General features: G+C 64.4%; 23 protein-coding genes. 9 read left to right on the top strand and 14 right to left on the bottom strand.

Annotated features, from left to right (window positions below):
• Window positions 1-443 (bottom strand): transposase (locus JQ627_RS30545; RefSeq protein WP_212488079.1); only part of this gene is annotated, 443 nt, incomplete at its 3' end.
• Window positions 444-860: 417 nt separating this feature from the next.
• On the opposite strand from JQ627_RS30545, the gene JQ627_RS30550 reads away from it, so the two are divergent.
• The 5 genes from JQ627_RS30550 to uraD all read left to right on the top strand — a co-directional run bounded on the left by JQ627_RS30550 (window position 861) and on the right by uraD (window position 3,815).
• On the top strand, window positions 861-1,187 hold the full coding sequence (locus JQ627_RS30550) for a hypothetical protein (protein WP_212488080.1): 327 nt from the start codon (window positions 861-863) through the stop codon (window positions 1,185-1,187).
• 17 nt (window positions 1,188-1,204) lie between these two features.
• Complete coding sequence (locus tag JQ627_RS30555; RefSeq protein WP_212488081.1) at window positions 1,205-1,480, top strand: hypothetical protein; 276 nt, start codon at window positions 1,205-1,207, stop codon at window positions 1,478-1,480.
• A 92-nt stretch (window positions 1,481-1,572) separates the two neighbouring features.
• A complete protein-coding gene (locus tag JQ627_RS30560) occupies window positions 1,573-1,986 on the top strand; it encodes a DUF3830 family protein (protein WP_014493672.1) in 414 nt (137 codons plus the stop codon).
• Complete coding sequence (puuE, locus tag JQ627_RS30565) at window positions 1,987-2,922, top strand: allantoinase PuuE (RefSeq protein WP_212488082.1); 936 nt, start codon at window positions 1,987-1,989, stop codon at window positions 2,920-2,922. It abuts the gene before it with no gap.
• A gap of 5 nt (window positions 2,923-2,927) precedes the next feature.
• Complete coding sequence (uraD, locus tag JQ627_RS30570) at window positions 2,928-3,815, top strand: 2-oxo-4-hydroxy-4-carboxy-5-ureidoimidazoline decarboxylase (protein ID WP_212488083.1); 888 nt, start codon at window positions 2,928-2,930, stop codon at window positions 3,813-3,815.
• On the opposite strand, the gene JQ627_RS30575 is transcribed toward uraD, so the two are convergent.
• Both JQ627_RS30575 and JQ627_RS30580 read right to left on the bottom strand, forming a co-directional pair.
• Complete coding sequence (locus JQ627_RS30575; RefSeq protein ID WP_212488084.1) at window positions 3,812-6,538, bottom strand: molybdopterin-dependent oxidoreductase; 2,727 nt, start codon at window positions 6,536-6,538, stop codon at window positions 3,812-3,814. The two genes, uraD and JQ627_RS30575, sit on opposite strands and share 4 nt — an antisense overlap.
• Window positions 6,535-7,362 (bottom strand): FAD binding domain-containing protein, encoded by an 828-nt coding sequence (locus JQ627_RS30580; RefSeq protein WP_212488085.1) that lies wholly within the window; start codon window positions 7,360-7,362, stop codon window positions 6,535-6,537. Before JQ627_RS30580 ends, JQ627_RS30575 begins: the two co-directional genes overlap by 4 nt.
• Window positions 7,363-7,513: 151 nt before the next feature.
• Between JQ627_RS30580 and JQ627_RS30585 the strand changes: the two genes are divergently transcribed.
• Window positions 7,514-8,863: an 8-oxoguanine deaminase gene (locus JQ627_RS30585; RefSeq protein ID WP_212488086.1), complete on the top strand. Its 1,350-nt coding sequence runs from the start codon at window positions 7,514-7,516 to the stop codon at window positions 8,861-8,863.
• 110 nt (window positions 8,864-8,973) lie between these two features.
• On the opposite strand, the gene JQ627_RS30590 is transcribed toward JQ627_RS30585, so the two are convergent.
• The 4 genes from JQ627_RS30590 to JQ627_RS30605 form a co-directional block, all read right to left on the bottom strand.
• Window positions 8,974-10,050 (bottom strand): BMP family ABC transporter substrate-binding protein, encoded by a 1,077-nt coding sequence (locus JQ627_RS30590; protein ID WP_212488087.1) that lies wholly within the window; start codon window positions 10,048-10,050, stop codon window positions 8,974-8,976.
• A 77-nt stretch (window positions 10,051-10,127) separates the two neighbouring features.
• Entirely contained in the window at window positions 10,128-11,045 is a 918-nt protein-coding gene (locus JQ627_RS30595; RefSeq protein ID WP_212488088.1) for an ABC transporter permease, read from the bottom strand.
• Window positions 11,032-12,123 (bottom strand): ABC transporter permease, encoded by a 1,092-nt coding sequence (locus JQ627_RS30600; protein ID WP_212488089.1) that lies wholly within the window; start codon window positions 12,121-12,123, stop codon window positions 11,032-11,034. Before JQ627_RS30600 ends, JQ627_RS30595 begins: the two co-directional genes overlap by 14 nt.
• A complete protein-coding gene (locus JQ627_RS30605; protein ID WP_212488090.1) occupies window positions 12,107-13,678 on the bottom strand; it encodes an ABC transporter ATP-binding protein in 1,572 nt (523 codons plus the stop codon). Before JQ627_RS30605 ends, JQ627_RS30600 begins: the two co-directional genes overlap by 17 nt.
• A 565-nt stretch (window positions 13,679-14,243) precedes the next feature.
• Between JQ627_RS30605 and JQ627_RS30610 the strand changes: the two genes are divergently transcribed.
• Complete coding sequence (locus JQ627_RS30610; protein ID WP_212488091.1) at window positions 14,244-15,353, top strand: hypothetical protein; 1,110 nt, start codon at window positions 14,244-14,246, stop codon at window positions 15,351-15,353.
• Window positions 15,354-15,531: 178 nt separating this feature from the next.
• On the opposite strand, the gene JQ627_RS30615 is transcribed toward JQ627_RS30610, so the two are convergent.
• Genes JQ627_RS30615 through JQ627_RS30640 form a run of 6 tightly spaced genes read right to left on the bottom strand, consistent with a single transcriptional unit; the run spans window position 15,532 to window position 21,404 of the window.
• Window positions 15,532-16,017, bottom strand: a complete 486-nt coding sequence (locus tag JQ627_RS30615) for a nucleoside deaminase (RefSeq protein ID WP_212488092.1) — start codon at window positions 16,015-16,017, stop codon at window positions 15,532-15,534.
• 13 nt (window positions 16,018-16,030) lie between these two features.
• Window positions 16,031-17,563 carry an ABC transporter ATP-binding protein gene (locus JQ627_RS30620; protein WP_212488093.1) on the bottom strand — a complete coding sequence of 511 codons (1,533 nt, stop codon included), beginning with the start codon at window positions 17,561-17,563 and terminating at the stop codon, window positions 16,031-16,033.
• Window positions 17,560-18,243: a cysteine hydrolase family protein gene (locus JQ627_RS30625; RefSeq protein WP_212488094.1), complete on the bottom strand. Its 684-nt coding sequence runs from the start codon at window positions 18,241-18,243 to the stop codon at window positions 17,560-17,562. Before JQ627_RS30625 ends, JQ627_RS30620 begins: the two co-directional genes overlap by 4 nt.
• An 11-nt stretch (window positions 18,244-18,254) precedes the next feature.
• Window positions 18,255-19,181, bottom strand: coding sequence for an ABC transporter permease (locus JQ627_RS30630; protein WP_038957599.1), 927 nt, complete (start codon window positions 19,179-19,181; stop codon window positions 18,255-18,257).
• Between the two features lies 1 nt (window position 19,182).
• The gene (locus JQ627_RS30635) at window positions 19,183-20,295 is read right to left on the bottom strand and encodes an ABC transporter permease (protein ID WP_212488095.1); all 1,113 of its coding nucleotides are present in this window, start codon (window positions 20,293-20,295) and stop codon (window positions 19,183-19,185) included.
• On the bottom strand, window positions 20,292-21,404 hold the full coding sequence (locus JQ627_RS30640; RefSeq protein WP_212488096.1) for a BMP family ABC transporter substrate-binding protein: 1,113 nt from the start codon (window positions 21,402-21,404) through the stop codon (window positions 20,292-20,294). Before JQ627_RS30640 ends, JQ627_RS30635 begins: the two co-directional genes overlap by 4 nt.
• A gap of 407 nt (window positions 21,405-21,811) precedes the next feature.
• Here JQ627_RS30640 and JQ627_RS30645 point away from each other — a divergent pair, with 407 nt between their 5' ends.
• Window positions 21,812-23,071 carry an allantoate amidohydrolase gene (locus tag JQ627_RS30645; RefSeq protein ID WP_212488097.1) on the top strand — a complete coding sequence of 420 codons (1,260 nt, stop codon included), beginning with the start codon at window positions 21,812-21,814 and terminating at the stop codon, window positions 23,069-23,071.
• Between the two features lie 105 nt (window positions 23,072-23,176).
• Entirely contained in the window at window positions 23,177-24,550 is a 1,374-nt protein-coding gene (locus JQ627_RS30650; RefSeq protein ID WP_212488205.1) for a hypothetical protein, read from the top strand.
• Between the two features lie 10 nt (window positions 24,551-24,560).
• Here JQ627_RS30650 and JQ627_RS30655 read toward each other — a convergent pair whose 3' ends face one another.
• Window positions 24,561-25,880 (bottom strand): dicarboxylate/amino acid:cation symporter, encoded by a 1,320-nt coding sequence (locus tag JQ627_RS30655; protein ID WP_212488098.1) that lies wholly within the window; start codon window positions 25,878-25,880, stop codon window positions 24,561-24,563.
• Window positions 25,881-25,933: the final 53 nt, after the last annotated feature.

Below are 25,933 nucleotides of genomic sequence, written 5' to 3' on the forward strand. Positions count from 1 at the left end.
TTGAACTTGCTGCCATCGATGGCGACGCTCGCTGTCGCGAGCAGGCCCATCTCGCGGCAAAGTTCGACGAAGCGCGCACATACCTTGCGCAGTGCCAGGCCGTTGTCCTTGCGGAAGTCCGCAATCGTCTTGTGATCGGGAGCGAGCCGACCCAGCAGCCACATCACCTCGATATTGCGCCCGGCCTCTCGTTCCAGCCGCCGGCTCGACTGCACTCGGTTCAGATAGCCGTAAATGTAAAGCTTAAGGAGCACCGAGGGATGGTACGACGGCCGACCGGTGGCCGCCGGCTCCGCACCCTCAAAGCCCATCTCAGCCAAACCGAGCGCATCGACAAATACGTCGATCACGCGAACTGGGTTACTCTCGTCAATGAAGTCATCGAGGCATTCGGGCAACAGCGTCCGCTGCCCACGATCCGCCTCTTCAACGAAGCGCCTCATCGATTCCCCCAAAAGAATCACAGGAGAATCATAACAGCAGACCGCCGTTTTTACACAGCCAGGGTCATTCGGTGAAGCTTCGGCGCCCAAGTCGCTGCGCTCGCAATGACGATGTGGAGGCGGCGAGCGCCACAACTCCCTCTCGTGCCCCGGACGAAGCGCAGCGCTCTTGCGGTGCGCTGCAGAGCCGGGGCCGATGTCTCCACATTGTTCCGGCTCTGCGCAGCAACGCTTGCGCGTTGCAGCGCGTCCGAGACACGAGAGATGTCGCAGCAACCGCGTTCTACGCCCGCATCACCGTCCCGCTGGTGCAGACAGTGCGCCGTTGGCGTAGCGCTGCCAGTCGGGTGTGGTCGACTGCGACGGCCAGAACGCGTTGGAGTCGCGGACCGACTGGGGATAGGGGCGGCGTGTGCCTTGCTTCTGTGGTGGCGGTCGCTCGCGGCGACGGTCTGGATGGTGGCGGCGGAAATCAGGGTGATGCCGAGAATGGCAAAGGTCTTTCGCATGGTTGTTTCTCCCGTGGTGGCGACTCAAGCTGTGAGAAAAAGGTCGCCAGTGTTCGCGGTCGTGGCTGACATGGCGATGTGTCCTGCCGAATATCAGCCGGCCGGTTTCACGATCCGAAGCGTAGCCATCACGTTGGGGCGAGCAAATTTTCTAGCCCCGGCCAAATATTCGGCAATCGTGCCCGCACCGCCGGTGGACTTGACCCTGGCAATCCGGTTCAATGAGGCGAATTGAGTTTCCAGGCGACAACGATGTCGAAATATCTGCTGGTCCTTCTCCTGATCGCCTCGCCGGCGGCCGCGCAGGTTAAGCTCACGCCAAAGGCCTCGGCTGCGCATCCAGACCCGTGCGCCCCGATCGGGCGGACCGCGGACGGAAAGCTGGTCTACTCCATGAAATGCGAGAATCTGCCGGCGCCGCCTTCTCCGCCCCAGGCGGAACTGAAGGAGGCGCCGCAGCCTGCCGCCGAGCCTGAGCCGGAGGTGCGGCGCAGCGGTATCTTCGGCTGGTCCTACGACCGCAGATGACGGGCCGCGCCACTTGCGCGAAGCCCTCTGGAATGCTCTTTGCTTGAAAATTCCCATGGGGGCCCGCCGCCCTTTCGATCCAGAGAGATGAGATGAGCAAACTCGTTATCCGCGCCGGTGATTTCACCTTCGATGCCCGCTTCGAGGAGCAGCTCGCGCCCAAGACCGTCGCTGCGTTCCGCAAGGCGCTGCCGTTCGAAAGCCACATCATCCATGTGCGCTGGAGCGGCGAGGGCGTGTGGATGCCCCTCGGCGATCTCGATTTCGGCGTCGGCTACGAGAACCACACGAGCTATCCGGCGCCCGGCCAGATCATCCTCTATCCCGGCGGCATCAGCGAAACCGAGATCCTGCTTGCCTATGGCGGCGTGCACTTCGCCAGCAAAATGGGCCAGCTCGCCGGCAACCATTTTATCACGCTGACCTCGGGCCTGGAGAATCTGGCGACGCTCGGCAAGAGCGTGCTCTGGAAGGGCGCCCTCCCGATCCGCTTCGAGGAAGTCTGAGTGAGTGATACCCGCTACCCGCGCGATCTCCGCGGCTACGGCCGCAACCCGCCGCATCCGCAATGGCCGGATAACGCGCGGGTCGCGGTGCAGTTCGTCGTCAACTTCGAGGAAGGCGGCGAGAACAACATCTTGCACGGCGATCGCGCCTCGGAAGCGTTTCTGTCCGACGTCCTCGGTGCGCAGCCCTGGCCGGGCCAGCGCCACGCCAATATCGAGTCGATGTTCGAATATGGCTCGCGCGCCGGCTTCTGGCGGCTATGGCGGATGTTCAACGAGCGGAAGTGGCCGACCACCGTGTTCGGCGTTGCCACGGCGTTGAAGCGCAATCCCGAGATCGTCGCGGCGATGAAGGAGGCGGGCTGGGATATCGCGAGCCACAGCCTGAAATGGATCGAGCACAAGGACATGACCGAGGCGCAGGAGCGTGCCGAGATCGCCGAGTCCATTCGCGTCCATACCGAGGCGACCGGTTCGCGGCCGCTCGGCTGGTACACCGGCCGCTCCTCGATCAACACCAATCGTCTGCTGATGGAGGAGGGCGGCTTCCTCTATCTCTGCGATTCCTATGCCGACGATCTGCCCTATTGGGTCAAGGGCGTGAGCGGGAAGCAGCTCATCATTCCCTATACGTTAGACGCCAACGACATGCGCTTCATCAACCCGCAGGGGTTTGCCGAAGGCGAGCAGTTCTTCACCTATCTGAAGGACGCCTTCGACGTGCTCTATGCCGAGGGTGAGACCGCGCCGAAGATGATGTCGGTGGGGCTGCACTGCCGTCTTGCCGGCCGGCCCGGTCGCGCCGCGGGACTGATCCGCTTCCTCGATTATATCGGCAAGCACGATCGCGTCTGGGTGCCGACGCGGCTCCAGATCGCGCAGCACTGGCACGACAAGCATGCGCATCTCGCCGCCGACGCATTCGAGATCGGGTGAGAACGATGGCGCAAATCTCGCTCGCCGATCTCAATGCTGCTGATCAGGCCGGCTTTGTCGCGGTCCTTGCCAACGTCGTCGAATATTCACCGTGGATTGCGGAGAAACTTGCCGGGCAGCGGCCGTTCGCCGGTATCAACCAGTTGCACTCAGCACTGATGGCAGCGATCCAGAGCGCCGAGCCCGACGTGCAGCTCGCGCTGATCCGGGCGCATCCCAACCTCGCCAACAAGACCCAGCGCGCGGCGGGCCTCACGGCGGAGTCGACCGACGAGCAGAACAGCGCCGGCCTCGACCGGCTGTCGGATGCCGAATATGCCGCATTCGAACGCGTCAACAACGCCTATCGCGACAAGTTCGGCTTCCCCTATATCGTCTGCGTGCGCCGTCACAGCAGGGATTCCGTGCTGCGCGACTTCGAGACGCGGTTGCGCAATATCGCCAAGACCGAGACGCGGCGCGCGATCGAGGAGATCGGACGCATTTCCGCGCTGCGGCTCGACCACCTCGTCGTCGCCGACGACAAGCTGAAGGTGCACGGCCTGCTCTCAACCCATGTGCTGGACAATCACGCCGGCAAGCCTGCGTCCGGTATTGCGGTCGAGCTGGTCGAGCTTGCGAATCTCGGCGAAAATCGCGTCATTGCGCGCGCCGTCACCAACGCGGACGGCCGCACCGACCAGCCGCTGATCGGCGGCCGCCCGCTGCCGATCGGCCGCTACGAGCTCAAATTCAGCGTTGCCAAATACTACGCGGAACGCAACGTGCCGCTGTCAGATCCACCGTTCCTTGACGAGATCCCGCTGCGCTTTGCGATCAGCGAGCCGGAGGGGCATTATCACGTGCCGCTGCTGGTCACGCCGTGGAGCTACTCTACCTATCGCGGCAGCTAACTACCGAATTTGTCGTGCAGCGCCGGAAACAGCCGGTCCGGCTTGAAGGGCGGCGCGGTGAAGCGGATGCCGGTTGCATCCGCGATCGCGTTGCCGAGCGCAGCGGCAACTGGATTGTACGGGCTCTCGCTCATCGACTTGGCGCCCAGCGGCCCGATCGTATCGGATGTCTCGGCGAAGAAGACCTCCGTGCGCGGAACGTCTGCGAAGGAGGGCAGGTGGTAGTCGCGAAACTTCGGGTTGGTGACGCGGCCCGTCGCGTCGATCACCATCTCCTCGTAGAGTGCAGCACCAAGCGCCTGCGCGACACCACCTTCGACCTGGCCGCGACACTGCATCGGATTGGCGACGACGCCCGCGTCCGCCGCCTGCACGCTGCGAAGAATCTTGAGCTCGCCGGTGGCTTTATTGACGGCGACGCGAAAGCCCTGGACGTTGAAGCCGACCGAGCGCGGCGTGCCGCCGGAATTGCCGCTGGCTGAGAACGGTTGCCCGCGTTCGCGAGAAAGCTTCGCGAGCTCTGCAAACGACATGCGCCGTACGCCGCTGACAACAGCTTCGTCATCGAGCGCGCAACTCGAGGCGTCGCACAGCCACGCGCTGGCCGCCGCGACCTTCAGCTCGGTGGCGAGCTGCATGGCGGCTTCGTGCGTTGCCTTGCCCGCGACGAAGGTGCCGGCGCTGCCATAGGCGCCGGTGTCGTGGCCGCCATGGGCGGTGTCGGACTGTCGCAGGTGGACCCTGTCGACGGTGGTTGCGAGCGTCGTCGCCGCGATCTGCCGGTGCACGGTGCTGGTGCCATTGCCGAATTCGGCGGTGCCGACGGTGAGATCGAAGGCGCCGTCGTCGTTGAGCGCGATCATCGCATCCGCGAGATGGCCGGCCGGCGGCACCGTGTCGATCATGGTCAGCGCGACGCCGTCGCCGATCAGCCATTCCGGCGACAGCTCCGGCTGCGGCCTATCTGCCTGCATCGCGCGCTCGACGAGGTCGATGCACTGGTCGAGCCCGTAGGAGCCGTAGAGCACGTCGTGAAATTCCGACGGCGGCGGCGACAGCATGGGGTCGCCGTGCCTGACGACGTTGCGTCGGCGCATGTCGTAGGGGCTGATGCCGAGCTGCCTTGCCAACTCGTCGATCGCGGCTTCGATCGCGATCTGCGTCTGGGGCAGGCCATAGCCGCGAAACGCGCCCGATGGCACCGTGTTGGTGTAGACGGCGAAGCCGTCGACCTTCTTGTTCGGGCAATTGTAGACGGCGATGGATTCGGACAGTGAGTGGAACATCACGGGGCCGGCATGATTGCCGTAGGCGCCGGTGTTGGAGAGTACGTCGAGCTGGAGGGCGGTGAGCTTGCCGTCGGCATCGGCGCCGGCCTTGATGTGGACCCGCATCGGGTGCCGCGTCGAGGTCGCGATGAACTGCTCCTCGCGCGTGAGCTCCAGCTTCACCGGACGTCCGGTCTTCATCGTGGCGAGGGCCAGGATGTCTTCGACGAACATCTCCTGCTTGCCGCCAAAGCCGCCGCCGACGCGTTCGCAGAACACGCGGACCTTGTCCATGGGGAGCTTGAATATGTCCGACAGCGCACGGCGGGTCAGGAACGGCACCTGCGTCGAGGTGCGGACGTTGAGTACGCCGGCCTGATCGAGCCAGGCGAGGCCGCCATGGGTCTCCAGCGCGGCATGCTGCACGCGATGACTGTGGAACGTGGCCTCGTAGGTGACGGCGGATTTGGCGAGTGCAGCCGCGACATCGCCGAACTCGCCATGCGTCTCCGCTGCGAGGTTGCGCTGGGGATCGGCGATGCGGTTCGCGGTGGTGCGGTCAGGATGCAGAATAGGCGCTCCCGGCGCCATCGCCTGCTCCGGATCGATCAGCGCAGGGAGGATCTCGTAATCGACCTTAAGCCGGCGGCACGCCTCCTCGGCGGCGGCCTCGCTGTCGGCGACGACGGCGGCGACCTTCTGTCCGATGAAGCGGACGACGTCATCGAGGATGCGGGTGTCCTCCGGGTCCATCCAGTCCTTCTCGTGCCGCGCGGTCGAAATCAGGACCGATGGCGCATCCTCATGCGTCAGCACGGCATGCACGCCGGGAACGCGCAGCGCGTCCGACCTGTCGATCGCGACGATCTTCGCGTGGGCGTGCGGCGAACGAAGCAGCTTGATGTGGAGCAGACCGTCGATTGCGGTGTCGAACGTGTATCGCGCCTTGCCGCGCACGACGTCGGGACCTGCGGGCGCCGGCAGGCTGCGGCCGAATGCGGCGCCGGCCTCCACGCTCGCCTCGACATTGGTCTTGCCGAGCAGCGCGTCCTCGATCGCGCGATAGCCGGTGCAGCGGCAGATGTTTCCCTTCAGCGCCGATCCGAGATCGGTGCGCTGCGCCTGGTTCAGCGAGGCGCAGGTCAGGACCATGCCGGCGGTGCAGAAGCCGCATTGAAAGCCTTGCGCGTCGAGGAAAGCCTGCTGCATCGGATGCGCGCCGGTCTCTCCGCCAAGCCCTTCGATCGTGGTGACGGCGCGCCCCTCGGCGCGGAACGCCGGGATCAGGCAGCTATGCACGGGCTCACCGTCGAGCAGCACGGTGCAGGCGCCGCAGTCGCCGGCATCGCAGCCCTTCTTCACACCAAAATGGCCGAGCTCGCGCAGGAACGTGCGCAGGCATTGCCCTGCGCGCGGCTCTTGTGGAAACGTCTTGCCGTTGACGTCGAAACTCATGACGACATCGCCCCCAGGAGCTCACCGCGAATCTCCTCGGCGAGCCTTAGCGTCATATGCTTGCGCCAGAGCGGCTTGCCGTGGATGTCGGTGTGGTACAGGTCATCCGGGATCTGTCGTGCGATCGCGTCGCGAAGCGCGTTCGCGTCCGGGGCCTTGCGAAAGGATAGCTGGATCGGTCGCACCGTCGATGCGGTCACCGACAGCGTCAGCGAGCCATCGCTATCCAGGCCGCCGATCAGAAGCGCCGCCGAGCGGCCGACCGGTGCCAGCGAGATCTGGCGAAAGGCCGTGCGGCGCTTCAACGCGGCAATCGGGATATCGATCTGCCGGAGCAGGTCGCCTGGCGTCAGGCGGTTGCGCTGGTTGCCGGTAACGAAGTCGACGACGGGTATCTTCTCTTCACCGCCGCCGGCCTTCCAGATCGTGCAGACGCCGTCCAGCGCGGATGTGAGCGAGATCATCGGTCCCGCCGGCAGCGACATGCAGAGATTGCCGCCGACGGTTGCGGTCTTCCAGATCTTGAATGAGGCGAGGAAGGCCCGGCAGCACTGGCCGATCAGCGGTGCCGCGAGCCAGTCGGGCGGGCAGGCGAAACCATCGAGCTGCGTGATGGTGCAGGTGGCGGAGATCGTGAGATGGGTGTCGGTGATCGTCAGCGCCGGCCATTTCAGATCAGTGAGATCGATCAGCCGCTTCAGGTGGACCTGGGGCTCGGAGAACAGCCAGGTGCCGCCCGCGAGCCAAGCATCACCTGCCGCCCAGGCGGGCAGCTGTGCGCGCGTTTGCGGATGGGCCACCGTCGTGATGGTATTCAAATCCATGGCTGCGCCAAAGCTTTCGCCCGGTGAATCGTACAGATGAGTCTTGCAAGACCGGAGCGAAGTCGCAACAAGCAAGTCGTAGCATGAAGGTGATCGGGCCTGCGGCCGCCGTGCCGGCCCGTCATGAGCGGATGTGAGGAGAACCAGGATCATGAGCGACGCAAAGCCGATCTGGATCAGGGATCCCCTCGCCATCCTCGCCGACGGCGCCGAGTGCGGCATCGTGGTGAGGGATGGCCGGATTGTCGAGCTCGTGCCGGCCGGCGGCAGGCCCGCGACGGCGGACGTCGCGGTGTTCGATGCGGGCGAGCATGTCGTGCTGCCGGGCCTGATCAACACGCATCATCATTTCTACCAGACGCTGACGCGGGCGCTGCCGGCGGCGATGGACCGCGAGCTGTTTCCCTGGCTCCAGGCGCTCTATCCGGTCTGGGCGAAGCTGACGCCGGAATCGCTCGAGCTTGGCGTCACCGTGGCGATGTCAGAGCTCCTGCTCTCGGGCTGCACCACCACAACGGATCACCACTATGTGTTCCCGGCGGGGCTCGAGGAGTCCGTCGATATCGAGGTCGCGGTCGCAAAACGGCTCGGTGTCCGGGTGCTGCTGACGCGCGGCTCGATGAACCTGTCGCAGCGCGACGGCGGGCTGCCGCCTGACAGCGTCGTGCAGGACGAGGATACGATCCTGGCCGACAGCGCACGCGTAGTCGCAAAGCATCACCAGCGCGGCGTGGATGCGATGGTGCAGATTGCGCTCGCTCCCTGCTCACCCTTCTCGGTGACGACCTCGCTGATGCGCGCCACCGCCGATCTCGCCGACAAGCTCGATGTGCGCCTGCACACCCATCTCGCCGAGTCCGAGGACGAGAATAAATTCTGCCAGCAGATGTATGGCTGCCGTCCGCTCGACTATCTCGAGCAATGCGGCTGGCTCAATGCGCGGACCTGGCTCGCTCACGGCATCTTCTTCAATGCGGAGGAGATGAAGCGGCTCGGCAGAGCGAGGACGACCATCAGCCATTGCGCATGCAGCAACCAACTCCTCGCGTCCGGCTGCTGCCCCGTCTGCGAGATGGAGGAGGCCGGTGTCGGCATCGGCATCGGCGTCGACGGCTCGGCCTCGAACGACGGATCGAATTTGATGCAGGAGGTGCGGGCCGCATTCCTGCTGCAACGAGCCCGTTATGGCGTGACGAAGGTCAGCCACAAGGACGCGCTGCGCTGGGCCACCAAGGGTTCGGCGGCTTGTGTCGGCCGGCCGGAGCTCGGCGAGATCGCTATCGGCAAGGCCGCCGATCTTGCGCTGTTCAAGCTCGACGAATTGCGTTTCTCCGGCCACGGCGATCCCTTGGCCGCACTGGTGCTGTGCGGGGCGCATCGGGCCGACCGCGTGATGGTGGCGGGGAAATGGGCCGTGATTGACGGCGCGATCCCGGGACTGGATGTCGCCGATCTCATCCGGCGCCACAGTTCCGCGGCGCGGGCGATGCAGGCGGGATAATCCAGGCGAAGATAGAAAGAGGGGGCGACCACAAGTGCCGGGTGCTTCTGGCCACCCCCTCCGAACCTCCTCCGGGAGGAGCAGGTGATCTAGGCAATGCAAGAAGCGTGCTACTTGCCCGGCAGCTTGTCGTCGATCCCCTTGACGTAGAAATTCATGCCGAGGATCTGGCCGTCATCGAGGTGATCGCCACCTTTGCACTCGACCGGCTTGCCGTCCTGCCCAACGATCGGGCATTTGAACGGATGCAGCTTGCCCGCCGTGATCGCGGCCTGGGCATCTTCGGCGATCTTCTTCACGTCATCAGGCATGTTGGTGTAGGGCGCCATCGCGAACATGTGGCTGTCGAGGCCGCCCCAGCTGTCCTCGGACTTCCAGGTGCCGGCGAGCTCGGCCTTGACGCGCTCGATGTAGTAAGGGCCCCAGGTGTCCAGGATCGAGGTGAGCTGGGTCTTGGGCCCGAATTTGATCATCTCGGAATCCTGGCCGAAAGCGAGCTTGCCGCGTTCGCTGGCGATCTGCATCGCCGCTGGCGAATCCGTGTGCTGCATGATCACGTCGGCGCCCTGGTCGATCAGCGCCTTGGCGGCGTCGGCCTCCTTGCCCGGGTCGAACCAGGTATTGGCCCAGATGATCTTGACCTTGATGTTCGGGTTGATGGTCTGCGCTGCCAGGATCGTCGCGTTGATGCCGGAGACGACCTCCGGAATCGGGAACGAGCCGATATAGCCGAGCACACCCGACTTCGACATCTTGGCCGCGATCAGGCCCTGGATATAGCGGCCCTGCCACCATTTGGCCGAGTAGGTCGACATGTTCGGGTTGCGCTTGTAGCCGGTGGCGTGCTCGAAATGCACGTTCGGATATTTCTTGGCGACCTTCAGCGTCGGGTCCATGTAGCCGAACGAGGTCGTGAAGATCAGCTTGTTGCCGGCGCGGACGAGCTGCTCGATAGAGCGCTCGGCGTCGGGACCTTCGGGCACGTTCTCGAGATAGGTGGTCTCGATCTTGTCGCCCAGCTCCTTCACCAGGGCCTGGCGCGCGAGGTCGTGCTGGTAGGTCCAGCCCAAGTCTCCGATCGGACCCAGATAGATGAAACCGACCTTCAACTTGTCGGCGGCGGAGGCTGCACTGACGCTTCCGGCAAGCAAAAGCCCGGCAGCCAGCGCAAGAAGCGATTTCCTCATCATCAATCTCCAAACATCAGGGGACAGCCACGATCCGCAACGTGCGCGCCCCATCGCGCACGCCGCGGAAACGAAATTCAGCGGTCCGGCACGAACACGGTGCCGAGCGCGGCCGGCGCGGTCGAGCCGCCGGTGCGCGCGCGTGAGAGCAGGACCAGGACGATGACGGTTGCGAGGTAAGGCAGCGCCGACATGAACTGCGAGGGAATGCCCACGCCCCAGCCTTGCGCGTGCAGTTGCAGGATCGTCACCGCGCCGAACAGATAGGCGCCGACCACGAGCCGGCCGGGCCGCCAGGACGAAAACACGACCAACGCCAGCGCGATCCAGCCGCGGCCCGCGGTCATGCCGGGAATGAAGAACGGCGTGTAGGCGAGCGGCAGGTAGGCGCCGGCAAGTCCTGCGCAGGCTCCGCCGAACATCACGGCGAAGGTGCGGATGCGCAGCACGGGGTAGCCGAGTGCATGCGCGGAGACATGATTGTCGCCGCAGGCACGCAGGATCAATCCCGCTCGCGTGCGGTACAGGAACCACCAGACGCCGATAACGAGTGCGATGGAGAAATAGACGAAGGCGTCCTCGCCGAACAGCACCCGGCCAATCAGCGGCATGTCCGTGAGGCCGGGAATGGCGAGGTGTATCGCGGGCGTGATGCGCTCGCCGACGAAGCCCGCGCCGATCAGGCCGGACAGGCCGACTCCGAGGATGGTCAGCGCGAGACCCGTTGCAACCTGGTTGACGGCGAGTCCGAGCGCCATCAGCGCGAAGATCAGCGACATCAGCGTGCCCGCGACGATGCCGAACAGTGCGCCGATGAAGATCGAGCCGGTGAGCCACGCACCCGCAAAGCCGCAGGCCGCGCCGACGATCATCATGCCCTCGACGCCGAGATTGAGCACGCCGGAGCGCTCGGTCACGAGCTCACCGGTCCCCGCGATCAGGAGCGGCGTCGATGCGGCGAGCACCGCGAGGATGATGGCTTCAACCAATTCCACGGGCCACCTGTCGGTTCGGGAACACCAGCTTGAAGCGATAGAGAATGAGGGAGTCACAGGCGAGCACGTAGAACAGCAGGATGCCCTGGAAGACCTTGGTGACGTCCAACGGGATCTTCATCGCGATCTGCGCCTGCTCGCCGCCGATAAAGGTCAGTGCGAGGAAAAGGCCTGCAATTAATATTCCAAGCGGGTTCAGCCGGCCGAGGAAGGCGACGATGATCGCGGTGAAGCCGTAGCCGGGCGAGATGCCGGGCTGGAGATGCCCGACGGGGCCCGCGACCTCGATGATGCCGGCAAGGCCTGCGAGCGCGCCCGACACAGCGAAAGTCAGGATGACCAACTGGTTGGCGTTGAAGCCGCCGAACCGTGCGGCGCGCGGCGCCGCGCCGACCACGCGGATCTCGAAGCCTTTGATGGTGCGTCCGAGCAGGATCGCGGCTGCCGCGACGACGAGCAGGGCGATGATCGAGCCGAGATGCAGCCGGCCGCCTTCTATCAGGAGCGGCACCGTCGCTACAGGATCGAACTCGGCCGTGGTCGGGAAATTGAAGCCATGCGGATCGCGCCAGGGTCCGCGCACGAGGTAGTCGAGGAAGAGGTCGGCGACATAGACCAGCATCAGGCTGGTCAGGATTTCGCTGGCGCCGAACTTCACCTTGCAGATCGCCGGGATCAGCGCATAGAGCGCGCCTGCCGCGGCGGCGAGCACGAGCATGACCGGAAGCACCCAGGCGCCGGCATCGGTGCCCTGCGTCTTCACCGCGATCCAGCTTCCGGCGACAGCGCCGATCAGGAATTGGCCCTCGGCGCCGATGTTCCAGGCATTGGCGAGGTAGCAGAGCGACAACCCGATCGCGATCATCACCAGAGGCGTGGCCTTGACCGCGATCTCCTGCAGCGAATAGCCGTCGGTCAATGGCGCGATGAAGTAGGCGTGCAGTGCGAGCATCGGATTCTTGCCGAGGATCGCGAACAGGATGACCATGGTGATGATCGTGAGGCCGATCGCGATCAGCGGAGAAACCAGCGCGATCGTTTTCGAGCGCTCGGCGCGCTTCTCAAGCACCAACTGCATGCGCGGCCTCCTTCGGCTCCAGGCTGCTGCCCCCCATCAACAGGCCGAGTTTTTCGCGCGTGGCTTCGCTCGTGGCAAGCGGCGCCGAGAGCCGGCCGTGGAACATCACGGCGATCCGATCGGCGATTTCGGCGAGCTCGTCGAGATCCTGGCTGGTCACCAGCACGGCGGCGCCTGCGGTTGCGAGATCAAGCAGCGCCTGACGGATCACGGCCGCGGCGCCGGCGTCGACGCCCCAGGTCGGCTGGCTCACCACCAGCACCGCGGGGTTGCGCAGGATCTCACGGCCGACGATGAACTTCTGCAGATTGCCGCCGGACAGGGATGCTGCTTCCGGATCGCGCTTGGCCTTGCGCACGTCGAACGTTTCGGTCGCGCGGTCGACGGTGTTCAGCGCGGCCGCGGTGTCGATGAAGCCGTGATGGACCATGCCGCTGGCTGCATGCCCCGTCAGCAGCGCGTTCTCCGACAGCTTCATGCGCGGCGCGGTGCCGTGGCCGAGCCGCTCTTCCGGCACGAAGGCGGCGCCGAGCTTGCGCCGCTGCGTGATCGAGAGATGGCCGGCGGCGATGCCTTCGATCACGACGGTGCCGGGGTCTTTGGAGAGTCGCTCGCCGGACAACGCAGCGAACAACTCGTCCTGGCCGTTGCCAGCGACGCCGGCAATGCCGAGGATTTCGCCGCCCTTCAGCTCGAACGAGATGTGCTCGAGCCGCACGCCATGCGCCTCGCCCGGCGCCAGCGAGAGATCGTTGACGACGAGCCGCGGTACGGTAGTCTTCCGGTCGGCGGGCGCCTTCACTTCCCTGATCTCGCTTCCGACCATCATCCGCGCGAGCGAGGCGGCGGTCTCGAGCCCGGGATTGCAGGTTGCGACCTTCTTGCCGCCGCGCAGGATCGTCGCGGTGTCACAGAGCCGCTTCACCTCCTCCAACTTGTGGCTGATGTAGAGGATGGCGCGGCCTTCGGCCTTGAGCCGCTCCAGCACGGTGAAGAGCTGGTCGGCTTCCTGCGGCGTCAGGACCGCGGTGGGCTCGTCCAGGATCAGGAATTTCGGATCCTGCATCAGCGCGCGGACGATCTCGATGCGCTGGCGCTCGCCGACGGAGAGTTGCCAGACCTCGCGCCTGGGATCGAGCGGCAGTCCATAGGTCTTCGACACCTGCTCCAGCCGCGCCGACATGTCCTTGAAGGATTCCCTGCCGTCGAGGCCGAGCGCGACGTTCTCGGCAACGGTGAGATTGTCGAACAGCGAGAAATGCTGGAACACCATGCCGATGCCGCGCCTGCGCGCCTCTGAGGGACCCGACAGCACGATGGGGTGGCCCTGCCAGCGGATCTCGCCGGCGCTGGGCTGGATCAGCCCGTAGATCGCCTTGACCAGCGTCGACTTGCCGGCGCCGTTCTCGCCGAGCAGGGCATGGATCTGTTTCGGCTGGATGTCGATGCTGATGGAGTCGTTGGCGAGGAAATCACCATAGCGCTTGGTGAGCCCGATCGTCTGAAGCAGAGGGGGCTCGCCGGAATGCAGGTCGTTGGACGTCTGGTCTAACATTCGCTGATGCGCTGGCACGGGGTGACGTGCCTCAATTGTGGGCTAGTTTGAACCGTCGCGTAAGATGTGAAAAAGCGTCATCCCTTGCTCAACGCCTCGGCAGGCGGTCTGTGTCGCGAGTCGCGACCTTGTCAGTCGATGATCGTCCGACATTCGGGAGAGCCATTGCGGCGGCCTCCTGCGAGAGACGCCTGTTGCAAATTTGTGACGGCTCAAACCAAATCGGAACCCGCTGTGCAGGCCTGACCTGAAGTTGAGCAAAGTCGCGCCGGCGCGCGTATGCAATTCCCCACCGGCCCAACAGGTGGTCGACAATTGCGTCTGCATTCTAGCGCCGCCACAAAAGACAAATGAAATCAAACGGGAATGTTCGGCATCGTGTCACTGCGCGCACGCAACAGCGAAACGGAAAAAATCCTCGAATTCCCGGGTTGAAAGGCCGCTTCCTGCCGAAACAAGCGGCATGCCTTGAAAGAAGTTGAGGCTTCTCACTCCGGGAGATCGGCGCAAGTGTCGCACCCAAGGGGCGTTCATTTTTACGTGTCCAAACTTGGGGGTATTCAGGATGTCGTTTCGTTTCAAGGCAATCGCAGCCGCGGTGCTGTCGATTGCTACACTCACTACCAGTGGCCTGGCTCAGGCAGCGGACCTGCCGGTCAAGGCTGCCAAGAAAGCCTCGGACGTCCCGTTTTTCCTGGTGATCGACAACCGCGTCACGTTCTCCTGGATGCCTAAAGGCACTGACCCCGGCATGTGGAGCGTCAATCCGAACGGCAGCATCAACGGTACGACCGCCAAGCAGGTCTATTCGTTCACCCACTTCGACCTCTGGGCCTATGGCACCAACTTCTTCACCATCTCGATGTTCAAGTCGGGCCATAACGACCCTGCATCGCCCTGTATCGCACCTGGTCTATCTTCCTCCTTCGGTGCAGCCGACTGCGCCGGCGCGACCGAGATCTACGGCCTGTTCCGCTCGACCTTCGGCTGGAACCAGCTCTTCAACACCCAGGCCTTCACCACGGGGCCGTTGCAGAACATTTCGTTTGAAGTCGGTATGGATGGCAATTCCGAGAACACCTTCTTGGCGCCCGCGAAGCGGGACGTCGTTGCCGGTCTCCAGTTCGCCTTCGATCTTCCTTACAAGGGCTACATCAACGTCGCGCCCTTGATGTACTGGGAGTTCTCCAACCACAACGCCTTCACTCAGTGCGGCAGCGGTTTTGCTGGCCCCCTCCCGGGTGTGAGCTGTAACTCCGATGGCAATGTCAGCTACAACCCGACTTGGGCCGTCGAGATCAACTACTACATGGACCTCGGCTTCCTGCCGCCGAACATGCAGTTCTGGTCGATCAGCGGCCGTGCCGGCTGGTACGGACCGAAGGGCGACTCGAACGGCCTGCCTGCGCTCTCGGGCCCCGGCCGGTTCTCGACCGCATCCAAAACCGAGCTGAACAGCGAGCCGATCCGCCTGACCTTCGATGCCTCGAAGGCGGTCTGGGGTGACAAGTACTCGCACTTTGTCGACCTATGGGTCGCCTACCGCTACTGGCAGAACAAGTTCGGCCTCGACCACAACGCCATGCCCGGCGTCTGCACCGTCGCCGCGACAGGCCAGAGCACAAAGAGCTGCACCGAATCCACGGTTTACGGCGGCATCACTGTGAAGTTCTGATCGGCTGGGGGTCTTCAGGTTAGGATGGCGTTGCGCAGAGATGCGCGGCGCCATCGGCGTTTGTGAGAGTGTAGGGTGGGCGGAGGCGCAACGCGCCGTGCCCACCATCTCCGAGCGGTTGGGATTGGTGGGCACGCTTCGCTTTGCCCATCCTACGAAGCCGAGTGTGTGGCGGCGCCTACTTTGTCCACACGCCGTCGTGCAGCGCTTCGGCCTCGTCCTCGAGCAGCGGCCCCACAACCTCCGTTGGCCGCTGGCCGCTGGCAAAGACCTCGCGGCAGGGCAAATCGAGCGTGGGGTTCTCCGGGTGGTTGCCGGTGACACCGCGCAGGCGGTTCTCGCTGAGGCCGTAGACGACGCGGCCGATGCCGGCCCAGTAGATCGCGCCGGCGCACATCGCGCAGGGCTCTGCCGAAGAATAGAGCGTCGCCTTCGCCAGCACCTCGCGGTCGAGCGTGCGGCAGGTCTGCGTGGCCGCGAGGCGCTCGGCATGCGCGGTGCCGTCATGATCCGGCATGTAGCCGTTCTCGGTCTCGATCAGCACCTTGCCGTCGGCATCGACGACGATGCAGCCAAAAGGATGGTTACCATGGGTCAGCGAGCGTCGGGCGACCGAAAAGGACAGGCGGAGGAAGTGCTCGTCGCGCTCGGATCCGTCGTTCATCGCTCTTCCCTGGTTAATGCCCCGCCATATGCCGGCCGACCACGGTGAGATCGGCTTCGCTGGTTCGTGCTTCATACACGAATTCGCCGTGGAACATCACCACCAGGCGATCGGAGAGTTCGAGCAACTCGTCGAGATCCTCGCTGACGAGCAACACGGCGGCGCCACGGTTGCGGGCGGCCATGATCTCGGCGTGGATCTGCGCCACCGCCGCGAAGTCGAGGCCGAAGCAGGGATTGGCCGCGATCAGCACCTCGACGTTGCCGCCAAGCTCGCGCGCCAGCACGGCGCGCTGGACGTTGCCGCCCGACAGCGCCGCGATCGGCGTATCGGGCGTGCGGGTCTTGATCTTGTATTGGCCGATCTTCCTGTTCGCATCGTCGCGAAAGGCGCCGCGGTTGAGCCACCAGCCGAGGCTTGCGAAGGGCGCGCGGTCGAATTCGCGGAAGGCGATGTTGTCGGCGACGCTCATGCCGCCGACGCAGGCGTTCTTCAGCGGTTCCTCGGGCAGGAGCGACATCTTGTGGCGGCGCATTTCTTCGCGGCCGGCGTGATAGGGTTCGCCGGCGACGCGGACTTCCCCGCTCTCCGCCTCGCGCTGGCCGGCCAACACCTCGACCAGCTGGCGCTGGCCATTGCCGGAGACGCCGGCAATGCCGACGATCTCGCCTGCGCGGACCATGAGGGAGACATCGTGCACGGCGATGGCGCCGGCATCGTCGAGTGCACGGACTTTTTCCAGCTCAAGACGCGTCTTTCCGGCTTCGCCGGTCCGCGGCGGCTGGACCGTCAGCTCCTCGGCGCCGATCATGGTGCGCGCCATCGCGTCTGGCGTGAGCTCGGCGACCTTGCCGGCACCTGCGAGCTTGCCGCGGCGCAGGATGGTGACGTCGTCGGCGAAAGCCATGACCTCGCGGAATTTGTGTGTGATCATCAGGATGGTCAGCTCGCCCTTGACGACCATGTCGCGGAGCATGCCGAGCACTTCGTCGGCTTCCGCGGGCGTCAATACCGAGGTCGGCTCGTCCAGGATCAGGAAGCGGCGCTTCAGATAGAGCTGCTTGATGATTTCGCATTTTTGCCGCTCGCCGGCCGAGATGTCGGAGACCTTGGCGCCGAGCGGCACCTTGAACGGCATCCGCGCCAGAAAAGCCTCGAGCTCCTTCATCTCCTTCGGCCAATTCACCACGGCCGGCACATCGTCGCGCGCCAGCACGAGATTTTCCGCGACCGTCATGGCCGGCACCAGGGTAAAATGCTGGTAGACCATGCCGAGGCCGAGCGCGTGGGCGTCCTTCGGGTTGGAGATGGCCTGCTCGCGGCCGCCGACGATGATGTCGCCTTCGGTCGCGCGGTAGTAGCCCATGATGCATTTGACGAGCGTCGACTTGCCGGCGCCGTTTTCGCCGAGCAGCGCGTGGAACGAGCCCGGCCTGACCTTCAGCTCGACATCGTCCAGCGCCAGGAAGTCGCCGAAGCGCATGGTCATGGCGATCGCGTCGACGCCGAAAGCGCCCGCCGGCGGAGGCGGCTCGCCGATGATCACGAAATCGCTCCGATAAAGGAGTCCGACGTCGAGACCGCGCCGAATACGCCGCCCTGCATCTTGATCATCTTCAGTGCATGCTCGTGGTTGCTCTTGTCGGTCGCGCCGCAGCAATCGTGCAGCAGGACGCATTCGAAGCCGCGATCGTTGGCCTCGCGCATCGTGGTGTGGACGCAGACGTCGGTCGTGATGCCCGTCAGCACGATGTTCTCGATGCCGCGCACGCGCAGGATCAGTTCGAGATCGGTGGCGCAGAACGAGCCCTTGCCGGGCTTGTCGATGATCGGCTCGCCCGGCAACGGGGCCAACTCCGGGATGATGTCCCAGCCCGGCTCGCCGCGCACCAGGATGCGGCCGCAGGGGCCGGGATCGCCGATGCCGGCACCGATCTGCCGCGAGCGCCACTGCTTGTTGGCGGGAAGATCGGAGAGATCGGGGCGGTGGCCCTCGCGGGTATGAATGATGTGAAAGCCTTGGGCGCGCATCGCCGCGAGCAGCCTCTTGATCGGCTCGATCGGCGCCCGTGTCAGCGAAAGGTCATAGCCCATCTTGTCGACATAGCCGCCGACGCCGCAGAAATCGGTCTGCATGTCGATGATGATGAGCGCGGTGTTTTCGGGGCGGAGATCGCCATTGTAGGGCCAGGCGTAGGGCTCGGACTTGATGGTGCGCTCGGACATGATTTCGCTCTCTAGCGGGTGATCGACAATTCGGCCGGGGCTCCGGTCAGCGTGCGTTTCGGCGAGCAGGTGATGATCATGATCGCCAGCGTCAGGATGTAGGGGGCGGCGTTGAAGAGGTGATAGCCGGAGGTGACGCCGACAGATTGCAGTGCAGGGCCCAAAGCCGCGGCACCGCCGAAGGCGAGCGAGGCCCACAGGCAGAGCAGCGGATCCCAGCGCGCGAAGATCACGAGGGCCACGGCCGTGATGCCCTGGCCGGAGGACAGGCCCTCGTTCCAGCTTCCTGGATAGAACAACGACAGGAACGAGCCACCGATGCCGGCGAGGAAACCGCCGACCATGGTTGCGCGCAGACGGATCAGCAGCACGGAATGGCCCATGGCGCGCGCGGCGTCCGAGCTCTCGCCGGCAGTGCGGATGAGAAGGCCCCAGCGCGTGGTGCGGAACGCCCAGTAGAGGATTGGCGCGAGCGCGACGCCGATCAGGAAGAGCACGTTGACCCGCAACGCGGCGCGCACCTGCGGAACGTCGCTCCACCAACCGAAATCGATCGCGGGCAGCCGCGGCGCGGTCGGCTCGATCAGCGGCTTGCCGAGATAGAATGCGAGCCCGGTGCCGAACAGCATCAGCGCGATGCCGACCGCGATATCATTGACGCGCGGCAGCGAGCAGATGCCGGCATGCAATGCACCCAGCAGTGCACCTGTGATGCCGGCGGCGAGCACGCCAAGCCAGGGCGAGCCGGTAAGGTAGGAGATGCCGTAGGCGCTCATCGCGCCCATCACCAGCGTGCCTTCGAGGCCGAGATTGATGCGGCCGGAGCGTTCGGTGATGCATTCCCCGAGGCTCACGAACAGGAACGGCGTCGAGACGCGAATGGCGCCGCCAAGCACGGCGAGCGGGACGGTCCACAGTCCGATCGATCCGTCTGCCATCTCAGGATCTTCCCTTCAAAAATCCGATGCGGCCGTAGAGCGCATCGCTGGCCAGCACGAAGACGAAGATGATGCCCTGGAGCACCAGGACGGATGCATCCGGCAATCCAAGGCGGCGCTGGAGCAGGCCGCCGCTGGCGCTGATGCCGCCGAGCAGGATCGCGACGGGAATGATCGCCAGCGGATTCTGCCGGGCGAGGAAGGCAACGAGAATGCCGGTGAAGCCGTAGCCCGCCGCAAGGTTGGCATTGGTGCGTCCCTGCACGGCGGCAACCTCGACCATGCCGGCAAGACCCGCGGCGCCGCCAGCGAGGAAGCAGATGGCCAGGATCAGCTTGCTGACGTTGAGACCGACGATCTTCGCAGCGCGGATGTTGCCGCCGGCGACCCGTGCAGCGAAGCCGAACACGGTGCGATAGATCAGGATGTAGGCGGCGATCGCGGCGATCAGTCCGAAGACGAGGCCCCAATGCACGTCGGTGCCTGGGATGGTGCCGATCATGTTGGCGGCGCCGATCTCGCGCGTGGATGGCTTGTTGAGGCTGGCGGGATCGCGCATCACGCCTTCGACGAGATGATTGAGGATGGCAAGCGCGATGTAGACGAGCAGCAAGCTCGAGATGGTCTCGTTGACGCCGCGATACTGGCGCAGCGCGCCCGACAACATGATCCACAAGCCACCGCCGATCACGCCGGCGATGACCATGGCAATCTGCACGACGAGCGGCGGCATGCCCTGAAGCGCCAGCGCGGCGCTGGTCGCCGACAGCGCGCCGATCACGAGCGCGCCTTCGCCGCCGATGATGACCATGCCGAGCTGCGCGGGCAGAGCCGTGCAGAGTGCGGTGAGGATCAGGGGGGCAGCACGCGTCAACGTGTTCTGCCAGGAGAACCAGGTGCCGAAGGCGCCGTAATACATATAAAAGTAGAGATCGAGCGGGTTCTTGCCGAACATCGCGACGAAGATGCCGAAGGCCACGAGCGCGCCGGCCAGCGCCGCGCCCGGAATCAGGATGTATTCGATCGTTGCGCCGTGGCGCTGGAGAAAGCCGGGCTCGGCGGCCGGGGCAATTGTCCCGACCGCTTCAGTGGAATCCGCGGCTTCCGTGGTCACGAAGTCGCTCCGATTACGCCTTCGACGAGATAGTCCATCTTCTCGAGTTCAGGATCCTTCTGACCGCGGTCGGTGCCGGCTGCGATCACCGTCTTGCCCTTGTTATCGACCTGCCCGCCCCTGAAGATGGCGTAGCCCTCGGCCGACAGGAATTTGGCCTTGACCTCGTCGGCGTGCTTGCGCGCCTCGGCCGAAACCGCCTCTCCATAGGGCGAGGTCTTGACGATCTCCTCCTTGAGGCCGCCGCGATAGAAATTCGGGATGCTTTCGCCGGCCGCGATCATCTTGACGAACTTCGGATAGAGCGCTTCCCAGTTCCACTCGGCGCCGGTGAGATAGGCCTTCGGCGCGAGCGGCGACTGGTTGGTGTGATAGCCGCAGACGAAGGCGCCGCGGCGTGCGGCGTTCTCGACCATGGTCTTGGGGCCGTCGACGTGGCAGGTGAGCACGTCGACGCCCTGGTCGATCAGGCTGTTGGTGGCTTCGGCCTCCTTGACCGGCATCGACCAGTCGCCGGTGAAGATCACCTGCGTGGTGGCCTTGGGATTGGCGAGCCTGGCGCCGAGGGCAAAGGCGTTGATGTTGCGCAGCACCTGCGGGATCGGCTTCGCCGCAACGAAACCGAGCTTGCCGGTCTTCGAGGTGTAGCCGGCAACGATGCCCGAGATGTACTGGGCTTCGTCGATATAGCCGAAATAGCTGCCGGCGTTCTTCGGATCCTTGTCGCTCCAGAGGCCGCCGCAGTGCTCGAAGCGCAGCTTCGGGAACTTGTTGGCCATCTTGATCATGTGCGGGTTGTAGTAGCCGAACGAGGTCGGGAAGAGCAGGGTGGCGCCGTCGAGATTGATCATGGACTCGATCGTCTTCTCGACCGCGTCAGTCTCCGGCACCTTCTCTTCCTCAACGACCTTCAGGCCGGGAATCTTCTTCAGCGCCGCCGCGCCTTGTGCATGCGCCTGGTTGTAGCCGTAGTCATCGCGCGAGCCGACATAGATGAAGCCGATGGTGGTCTCGGCCGCGAAGGCCGGGCGGAGGCCCGCTGCCGCACCGAGGGTGAGGGCCGCGCCGCCCTGCAACAAATGACGTCGTGAAATCCTGCCAAAATCCATTGCTTGCTCCCCTTGGCGGATGCACCGCCCCAATCTCGCGGCTGCGCCGGCTTGGCGAAGCCTCGGATGAGTTGTCGCAAGCTTTGTGCCAGAGGTCAGGATGCAGTCATTTCAAAATAAGCGTTTGAAATATATGGAATTTATATCGCGCGAGGATCCTGACGAGAAAATCGGCAGATCAATTTATAGGCAATTACTCATAATTGTATGCAATTGAGTTAAGCAGCATTAACCCGCCTCGGGCGTGTGTATGACCGGCGTCGGATGGTCTGCCCCTACGACGCATTCATGCTAACCACGCGCAGATTGGGCGGCGTCGGTGGCATGACTTTGCTGGCACCGAACTTGTATCGATTGTGCCCGGACCGCCGCCGCTGTGGTCCCTAGCAGATGGAAAGCTCGCCGAGATGGGTGCTGGTAACGCCGTTCACGATGCATCGCTCGGCAAGGAGATCGTTCGCCGCATCGACGAGCTCGGTGCGATCTCGGAAGAAGGCGACAAGCTCACCCGCATCTATCTCACCAACGAGCTGCGCAAGGCCGCTGACCTCATCCTGAGCTGGATGCGCGAAGCCGGCATGAGCGCGCATTTCGATGCGATCGGCAATGTCTGCGGGCGCTATGAAGGGGAGCGGCCGAGTGCGCCCTGCCTGATGCTCGGCTCGCACTACGACACCGTGCGCGATGCCGGCAAATGGGACGGGCCGCTGGGCGTGATCACCGCAATTGCCTGCGTCGCGGATCTCAACCGCCGCGGCAAGCGCCTGCCGTTCGCGATCGAGGTGATCGGCTTTGCCGATGAAGAGGGGGTGCGTTTCGCCTCGACGCTGCTCGGAAGCCGTGCGGTGGCCGGCACCTTCGACGAGAGCGTCCTGAACACGCGCGACCACGACGGCGTGTCGATGCGCGATGCGCTCGTCGCGTTCGGCCTTGACCCCGATCATATCGGCGCGGCCGCGCGGGCGCGGCGCGAACTGCTCGCCTATCTCGAATTGCACATCGAACAGGGCCCGGTGCTGGAAGCACAGAACCTGCCCGTCGGTGTCGTCACTGCGATTGCGGGCGCGACACGGCTCGCTGCGCGGCTGACCGGCATGGCCGGTCACGCCGGCACAGTGCCGATGGCGCTACGCCGTGATGCGCTCGCCGGCGCGGCCGAATGCATCGGCGCGATCGAGCGGTTTTGCCGCACCGACGAGGGCGGGCTGGTCGGCACCGTCGGCTATATCCAGGCGCGGCCCGGCGCGACCAATGTTATTCCGGGCGAAGTGTCGTTCACCATCGACATGCGGGCACCGACCGACATGCATCGAAAGCGCGCGGTCGCCGATGTCGTCCGGCAGATCGAGACCATCGCCAAGCGCCGGCAATTGGCGCTTCAGCTCGACGTCACCCACGAGAACCGCACCGCGCCCTGCGCGCCCTGGCTGAAGGAGCAGGTCGCACAGGCGATCGCTGCCGAAGGCTCGTCAGTGTTCGAGCTGCCGAGCGGGGCAGGGCATGACGGCATGGCGATGATCGACATCGCCGATGTCGGCATGATCTTCGTCCGCTGCCGCGGCGGCATCAGCCATCATCCGGACGAGCATGTCGAGCTCGCAGACGCCGACGCCGGTGCGCGGGTGCTGCTGCGGGTGATCGAGAATTTCAAGCCGCGGGCGGCCTAGGCGAGCGTCACGAACCCGCAAGTCACCGGGTAGAGATACGAATCAGTCATGTTCAAAATGGTGGCCGCCATCACGGGGTCACGAGACATCAGCCGATTGACGGACATGAACAGCGACATCTCTTTTCCATCACAGCGTGAGAACCGGTTCTACCAGGGGATGGCTGCGACCTTCGTCGCCAACGCGCTTCAGGCGGTCAATTTTCTCGGTGATCGCTTCCTGAGACAATCGCATCATGCGTTGTCGGACATCGAGGATCTCTACCGGTACTCGATGGACAGTGCCTTTTCGGTGACCGAGGCCTTCCTCGTCACGGGAGCGCCGCACGCCTCCGCCTATTACCCGCGCGACTTCGCCTGGTTTTACCCCGATGTTCTGGACCCTGAGACCATCATGGATGCGCAGGACGCGGTCCGCCGGGCGCGCCTGCTCGAAAAGAGCGTTCGTCTGCTGCTGGAGGCGGTTCGCGCCGACGTGGTCACGACGACCATCGTTCCTGCGGGACGCGGGCGGTACCTCGGCGTGAATTATTTCTCGCGGCCCTCTGACACGCTGCTCGGCATTCTCGCCGGTCTCCAGCAGATGATAGGTGCCGACGAGAGAGCGTCTTCCTATCTGGCGATGTCGCAATGCGCACATGCCGGCCGCCTGCTGCTGGCCGAATATGGCGTCGACCTGAAGCGCGCGATCCTTCAGCTCGCGAGTGAGCTTGAGCCGTTCGACGCTGACGGTACCAGGTATTTGCTGTGCGATGCCGGCGGACCTCGATCTGCGGCAACGGATACGCGGGCCGAGCGCAGGCGCTTCGTCACCAACGCCTGCGTCTACACGACGTTCGTGTGGGGCATGCAGCTCGGGATCGTCGGCGAGAACGAACTGAAACGGCTGCTCGGCCGCGACCTTGCACAGTACAAGCGAGATCTGCTCCGTTTGTTCGGCAAGGACGGCTATATCAGGCATTCGCTTGACGGCCCGGCGGGCTCGCCGGTGTCCTTGGTGGCCCTGGATTTCGTCAGCGTGCACCGCGGATTCTGGGACCTGAATGATGCCAGCGAGCGCGCGCTGTTTGCGACGACAGCCGATCTGATCATCGCCGAACCGCGCTTTCGCATACCCAGCACGTTCCACTTCCTGGTCTCCGCGGACAATCCGCGGAACAAGATGATCCACAAGATCGCGGCGCCAGCCTACCAGGGACGTTCCTCCTGGCCGACATTCAACGTCGAGTTCGCGGATCGCATGCTGGACTATGATGAATTCTCTGGGAGCGACACCTACCGCGCCTGCGCCCAGGGAATATTGAAGGACATTCGGACCGCGACCGAGGTTCACGGCGGCTATCAGGAACTGATCTCGGAACAGGGTCTTAAATATCGCACTTGGGCCTATAAGGGCGCCGTGGCGCACTCCTGGTTTCCGCGCTTCCTGTCGGTCTGGAGGAGGGCGTTTGGAACGCCGCTCCTCCAGTGGGATGACTGATCCGCGGGCGCTACCCCGCCGTCACGTCCACCAGCTCGCCGCCCTCCAGCACCTTGGCCGCCTTGGCGCGGTCGAGGTCGCCTTCCCAGGCAGCCACCACCACCGTCGCCACGCAATTGCCGACGAGGTTGCCGACCGCGCGGGCCATGCCGATAAACCAGTCGACCGACAACACCAGCACGAGGCCGATGGCAGGAATGCTCGGCACCGCGTTGAGCGTCGCGGCCAGGATCACGATCGCCGAACCCGGCACGCCGTGCGCGCCCTTCGACGTGATCAGCGAGACGCCGAGCACCAGCAGGAGGTCGCCGAAGGACAGCGGCGTGTTGGTCGCCTGCGCGATGAAGACGACGGCAAGCGTCAGGTAGATCGAGAAAGCGTCGAGGTTGAAGGAATAGCCGGTCGGGATGACGAGGCCGACCACGGAGTCCTTCACGCCCATCCGCTCCAGTTTCTTCATGATCTGCGGCAGCACGGCATCGGAGGACGCGGTCGCGAGCACGATGGTCAGCTCTTCGCGCAAGTAGGCGAGGAATTTGAGGATGTTGATTCCGGCGAGCGCCATCACGCCGCCGAGCACGCCCAGCACGAAGATGCCGACCGAGACGTAGAACAGCATCACCAGCGAGACGAGCTGCTTCAGTGAGCCGACGCCGTATTTGCCGACGGTATAGGCGACCGCACCGAGCACGCCAAGTGGGGCGACGCGAACGATGAGCCCCATGACCCGAAACAGCACGGTGGAAGCCGCGTCGATCATCGATGTGACAAGCGCACCCTTCTCGCCGCCGACGAGCGCAAGGCCTACACCGAACAGGACCGCGAAGAACAGCACCTGGAGCACGTCGTTGCGCGACAGCGCATCGAAGGATGTGCTGGGAATCACGTTCATCAGGAAGGCGCCGATGCCGCCGCCGGACAGCTTGTGGGCGTTGTCAGCATAGGTATTGAGCGCCTTGGCATCGAGCGTCGAGGGATCGATGTTCATGCCATGGCCGGGGCCGAAGAGGTAGGCGAGCAGCAGGCCGACGACGAGGGCCACCGTCGTCATCACCTCGAAATAGACCAGCGCCTTGACGCCGACCCGGCCGACCTTCTTGAGGTCGCCGGCGCCGGCGATGCCGTGCACGACGACGCAGAACACGATCGGGGCCACGATCATCGAGATTAGCTTGAGGAAGGCGTCGCTGAGGATCTTGAGGCCGACGGCAAAGTCGGGGACAGCCATGCCGAGGATGATGCCGAGGATCAGCGCGGCGAGGACCTGGACGAATAGCGAGGTATAGAGCGGCTTGGACTCAGCGACTGGCGCCGCAGCAATGGTTGACATGGGTGGGCTCCCCCGATTTGACGCGTCTTGGCCGTCGAAGGGGAGCAACTACC

The sequence above is a fragment of the Bradyrhizobium liaoningense genome (genome assembly GCF_018130785.1).
Lineage (GTDB): Bacteria > Pseudomonadota > Alphaproteobacteria > Rhizobiales > Xanthobacteraceae > Bradyrhizobium > Bradyrhizobium liaoningense_A.

What these genes read in the sequence shown, in the direction of transcription:
- JQ627_RS30560 (WP_014493672.1), top strand. Translation starts at nt 1,573, where the DNA reads ATGAGCAAACTCGTTATCCGCGCCGGTGATTTCACCTTCGATGCCCGC.
- uraD (WP_212488083.1), top strand. Translation starts at nt 2,928, where the DNA reads ATGGCGCAAATCTCGCTCGCCGATCTCAATGCTGCTGATCAGGCCGGC.
- JQ627_RS30625 (WP_212488094.1), bottom strand. Translation starts at nt 18,243, where the DNA reads ATGTCCGAGCGCACCATCAAGTCCGAGCCCTACGCCTGGCCCTACAAT.
- JQ627_RS30640 (WP_212488096.1), bottom strand. Translation starts at nt 21,404, where the DNA reads ATGGATTTTGGCAGGATTTCACGACGTCATTTGTTGCAGGGCGGCGCG.
- JQ627_RS30590 (WP_212488087.1), bottom strand. Translation starts at nt 10,050, where the DNA reads ATGAGGAAATCGCTTCTTGCGCTGGCTGCCGGGCTTTTGCTTGCCGGA.
- JQ627_RS30605 (WP_212488090.1), bottom strand. Translation starts at nt 13,678, where the DNA reads ATGTTAGACCAGACGTCCAACGACCTGCATTCCGGCGAGCCCCCTCTG.
- JQ627_RS30585 (WP_212488086.1), top strand. Translation starts at nt 7,514, where the DNA reads ATGAGCGACGCAAAGCCGATCTGGATCAGGGATCCCCTCGCCATCCTC.
- JQ627_RS30555 (WP_212488081.1), top strand. Translation starts at nt 1,205, where the DNA reads ATGTCGAAATATCTGCTGGTCCTTCTCCTGATCGCCTCGCCGGCGGCC.
- JQ627_RS30630 (WP_038957599.1), bottom strand. Translation starts at nt 19,181, where the DNA reads ATGGCAGACGGATCGATCGGACTGTGGACCGTCCCGCTCGCCGTGCTT.
- JQ627_RS30615 (WP_212488092.1), bottom strand. Translation starts at nt 16,017, where the DNA reads ATGAACGACGGATCCGAGCGCGACGAGCACTTCCTCCGCCTGTCCTTT.
- JQ627_RS30655 (WP_212488098.1), bottom strand. Translation starts at nt 25,880, where the DNA reads ATGTCAACCATTGCTGCGGCGCCAGTCGCTGAGTCCAAGCCGCTCTAT.
- JQ627_RS30645 (WP_212488097.1), top strand. Translation starts at nt 21,812, where the DNA reads ATGGGTGCTGGTAACGCCGTTCACGATGCATCGCTCGGCAAGGAGATC.
- JQ627_RS30575 (WP_212488084.1), bottom strand. Translation starts at nt 6,538, where the DNA reads ATGAGTTTCGACGTCAACGGCAAGACGTTTCCACAAGAGCCGCGCGCA.
- JQ627_RS30610 (WP_212488091.1), top strand. Translation starts at nt 14,244, where the DNA reads ATGTCGTTTCGTTTCAAGGCAATCGCAGCCGCGGTGCTGTCGATTGCT.
- JQ627_RS30650 (WP_212488205.1), top strand. Translation starts at nt 23,177, where the DNA reads ATGAACAGCGACATCTCTTTTCCATCACAGCGTGAGAACCGGTTCTAC.
- JQ627_RS30600 (WP_212488089.1), bottom strand. Translation starts at nt 12,123, where the DNA reads ATGCAGTTGGTGCTTGAGAAGCGCGCCGAGCGCTCGAAAACGATCGCG.
- JQ627_RS30580 (WP_212488085.1), bottom strand. Translation starts at nt 7,362, where the DNA reads ATGGATTTGAATACCATCACGACGGTGGCCCATCCGCAAACGCGCGCA.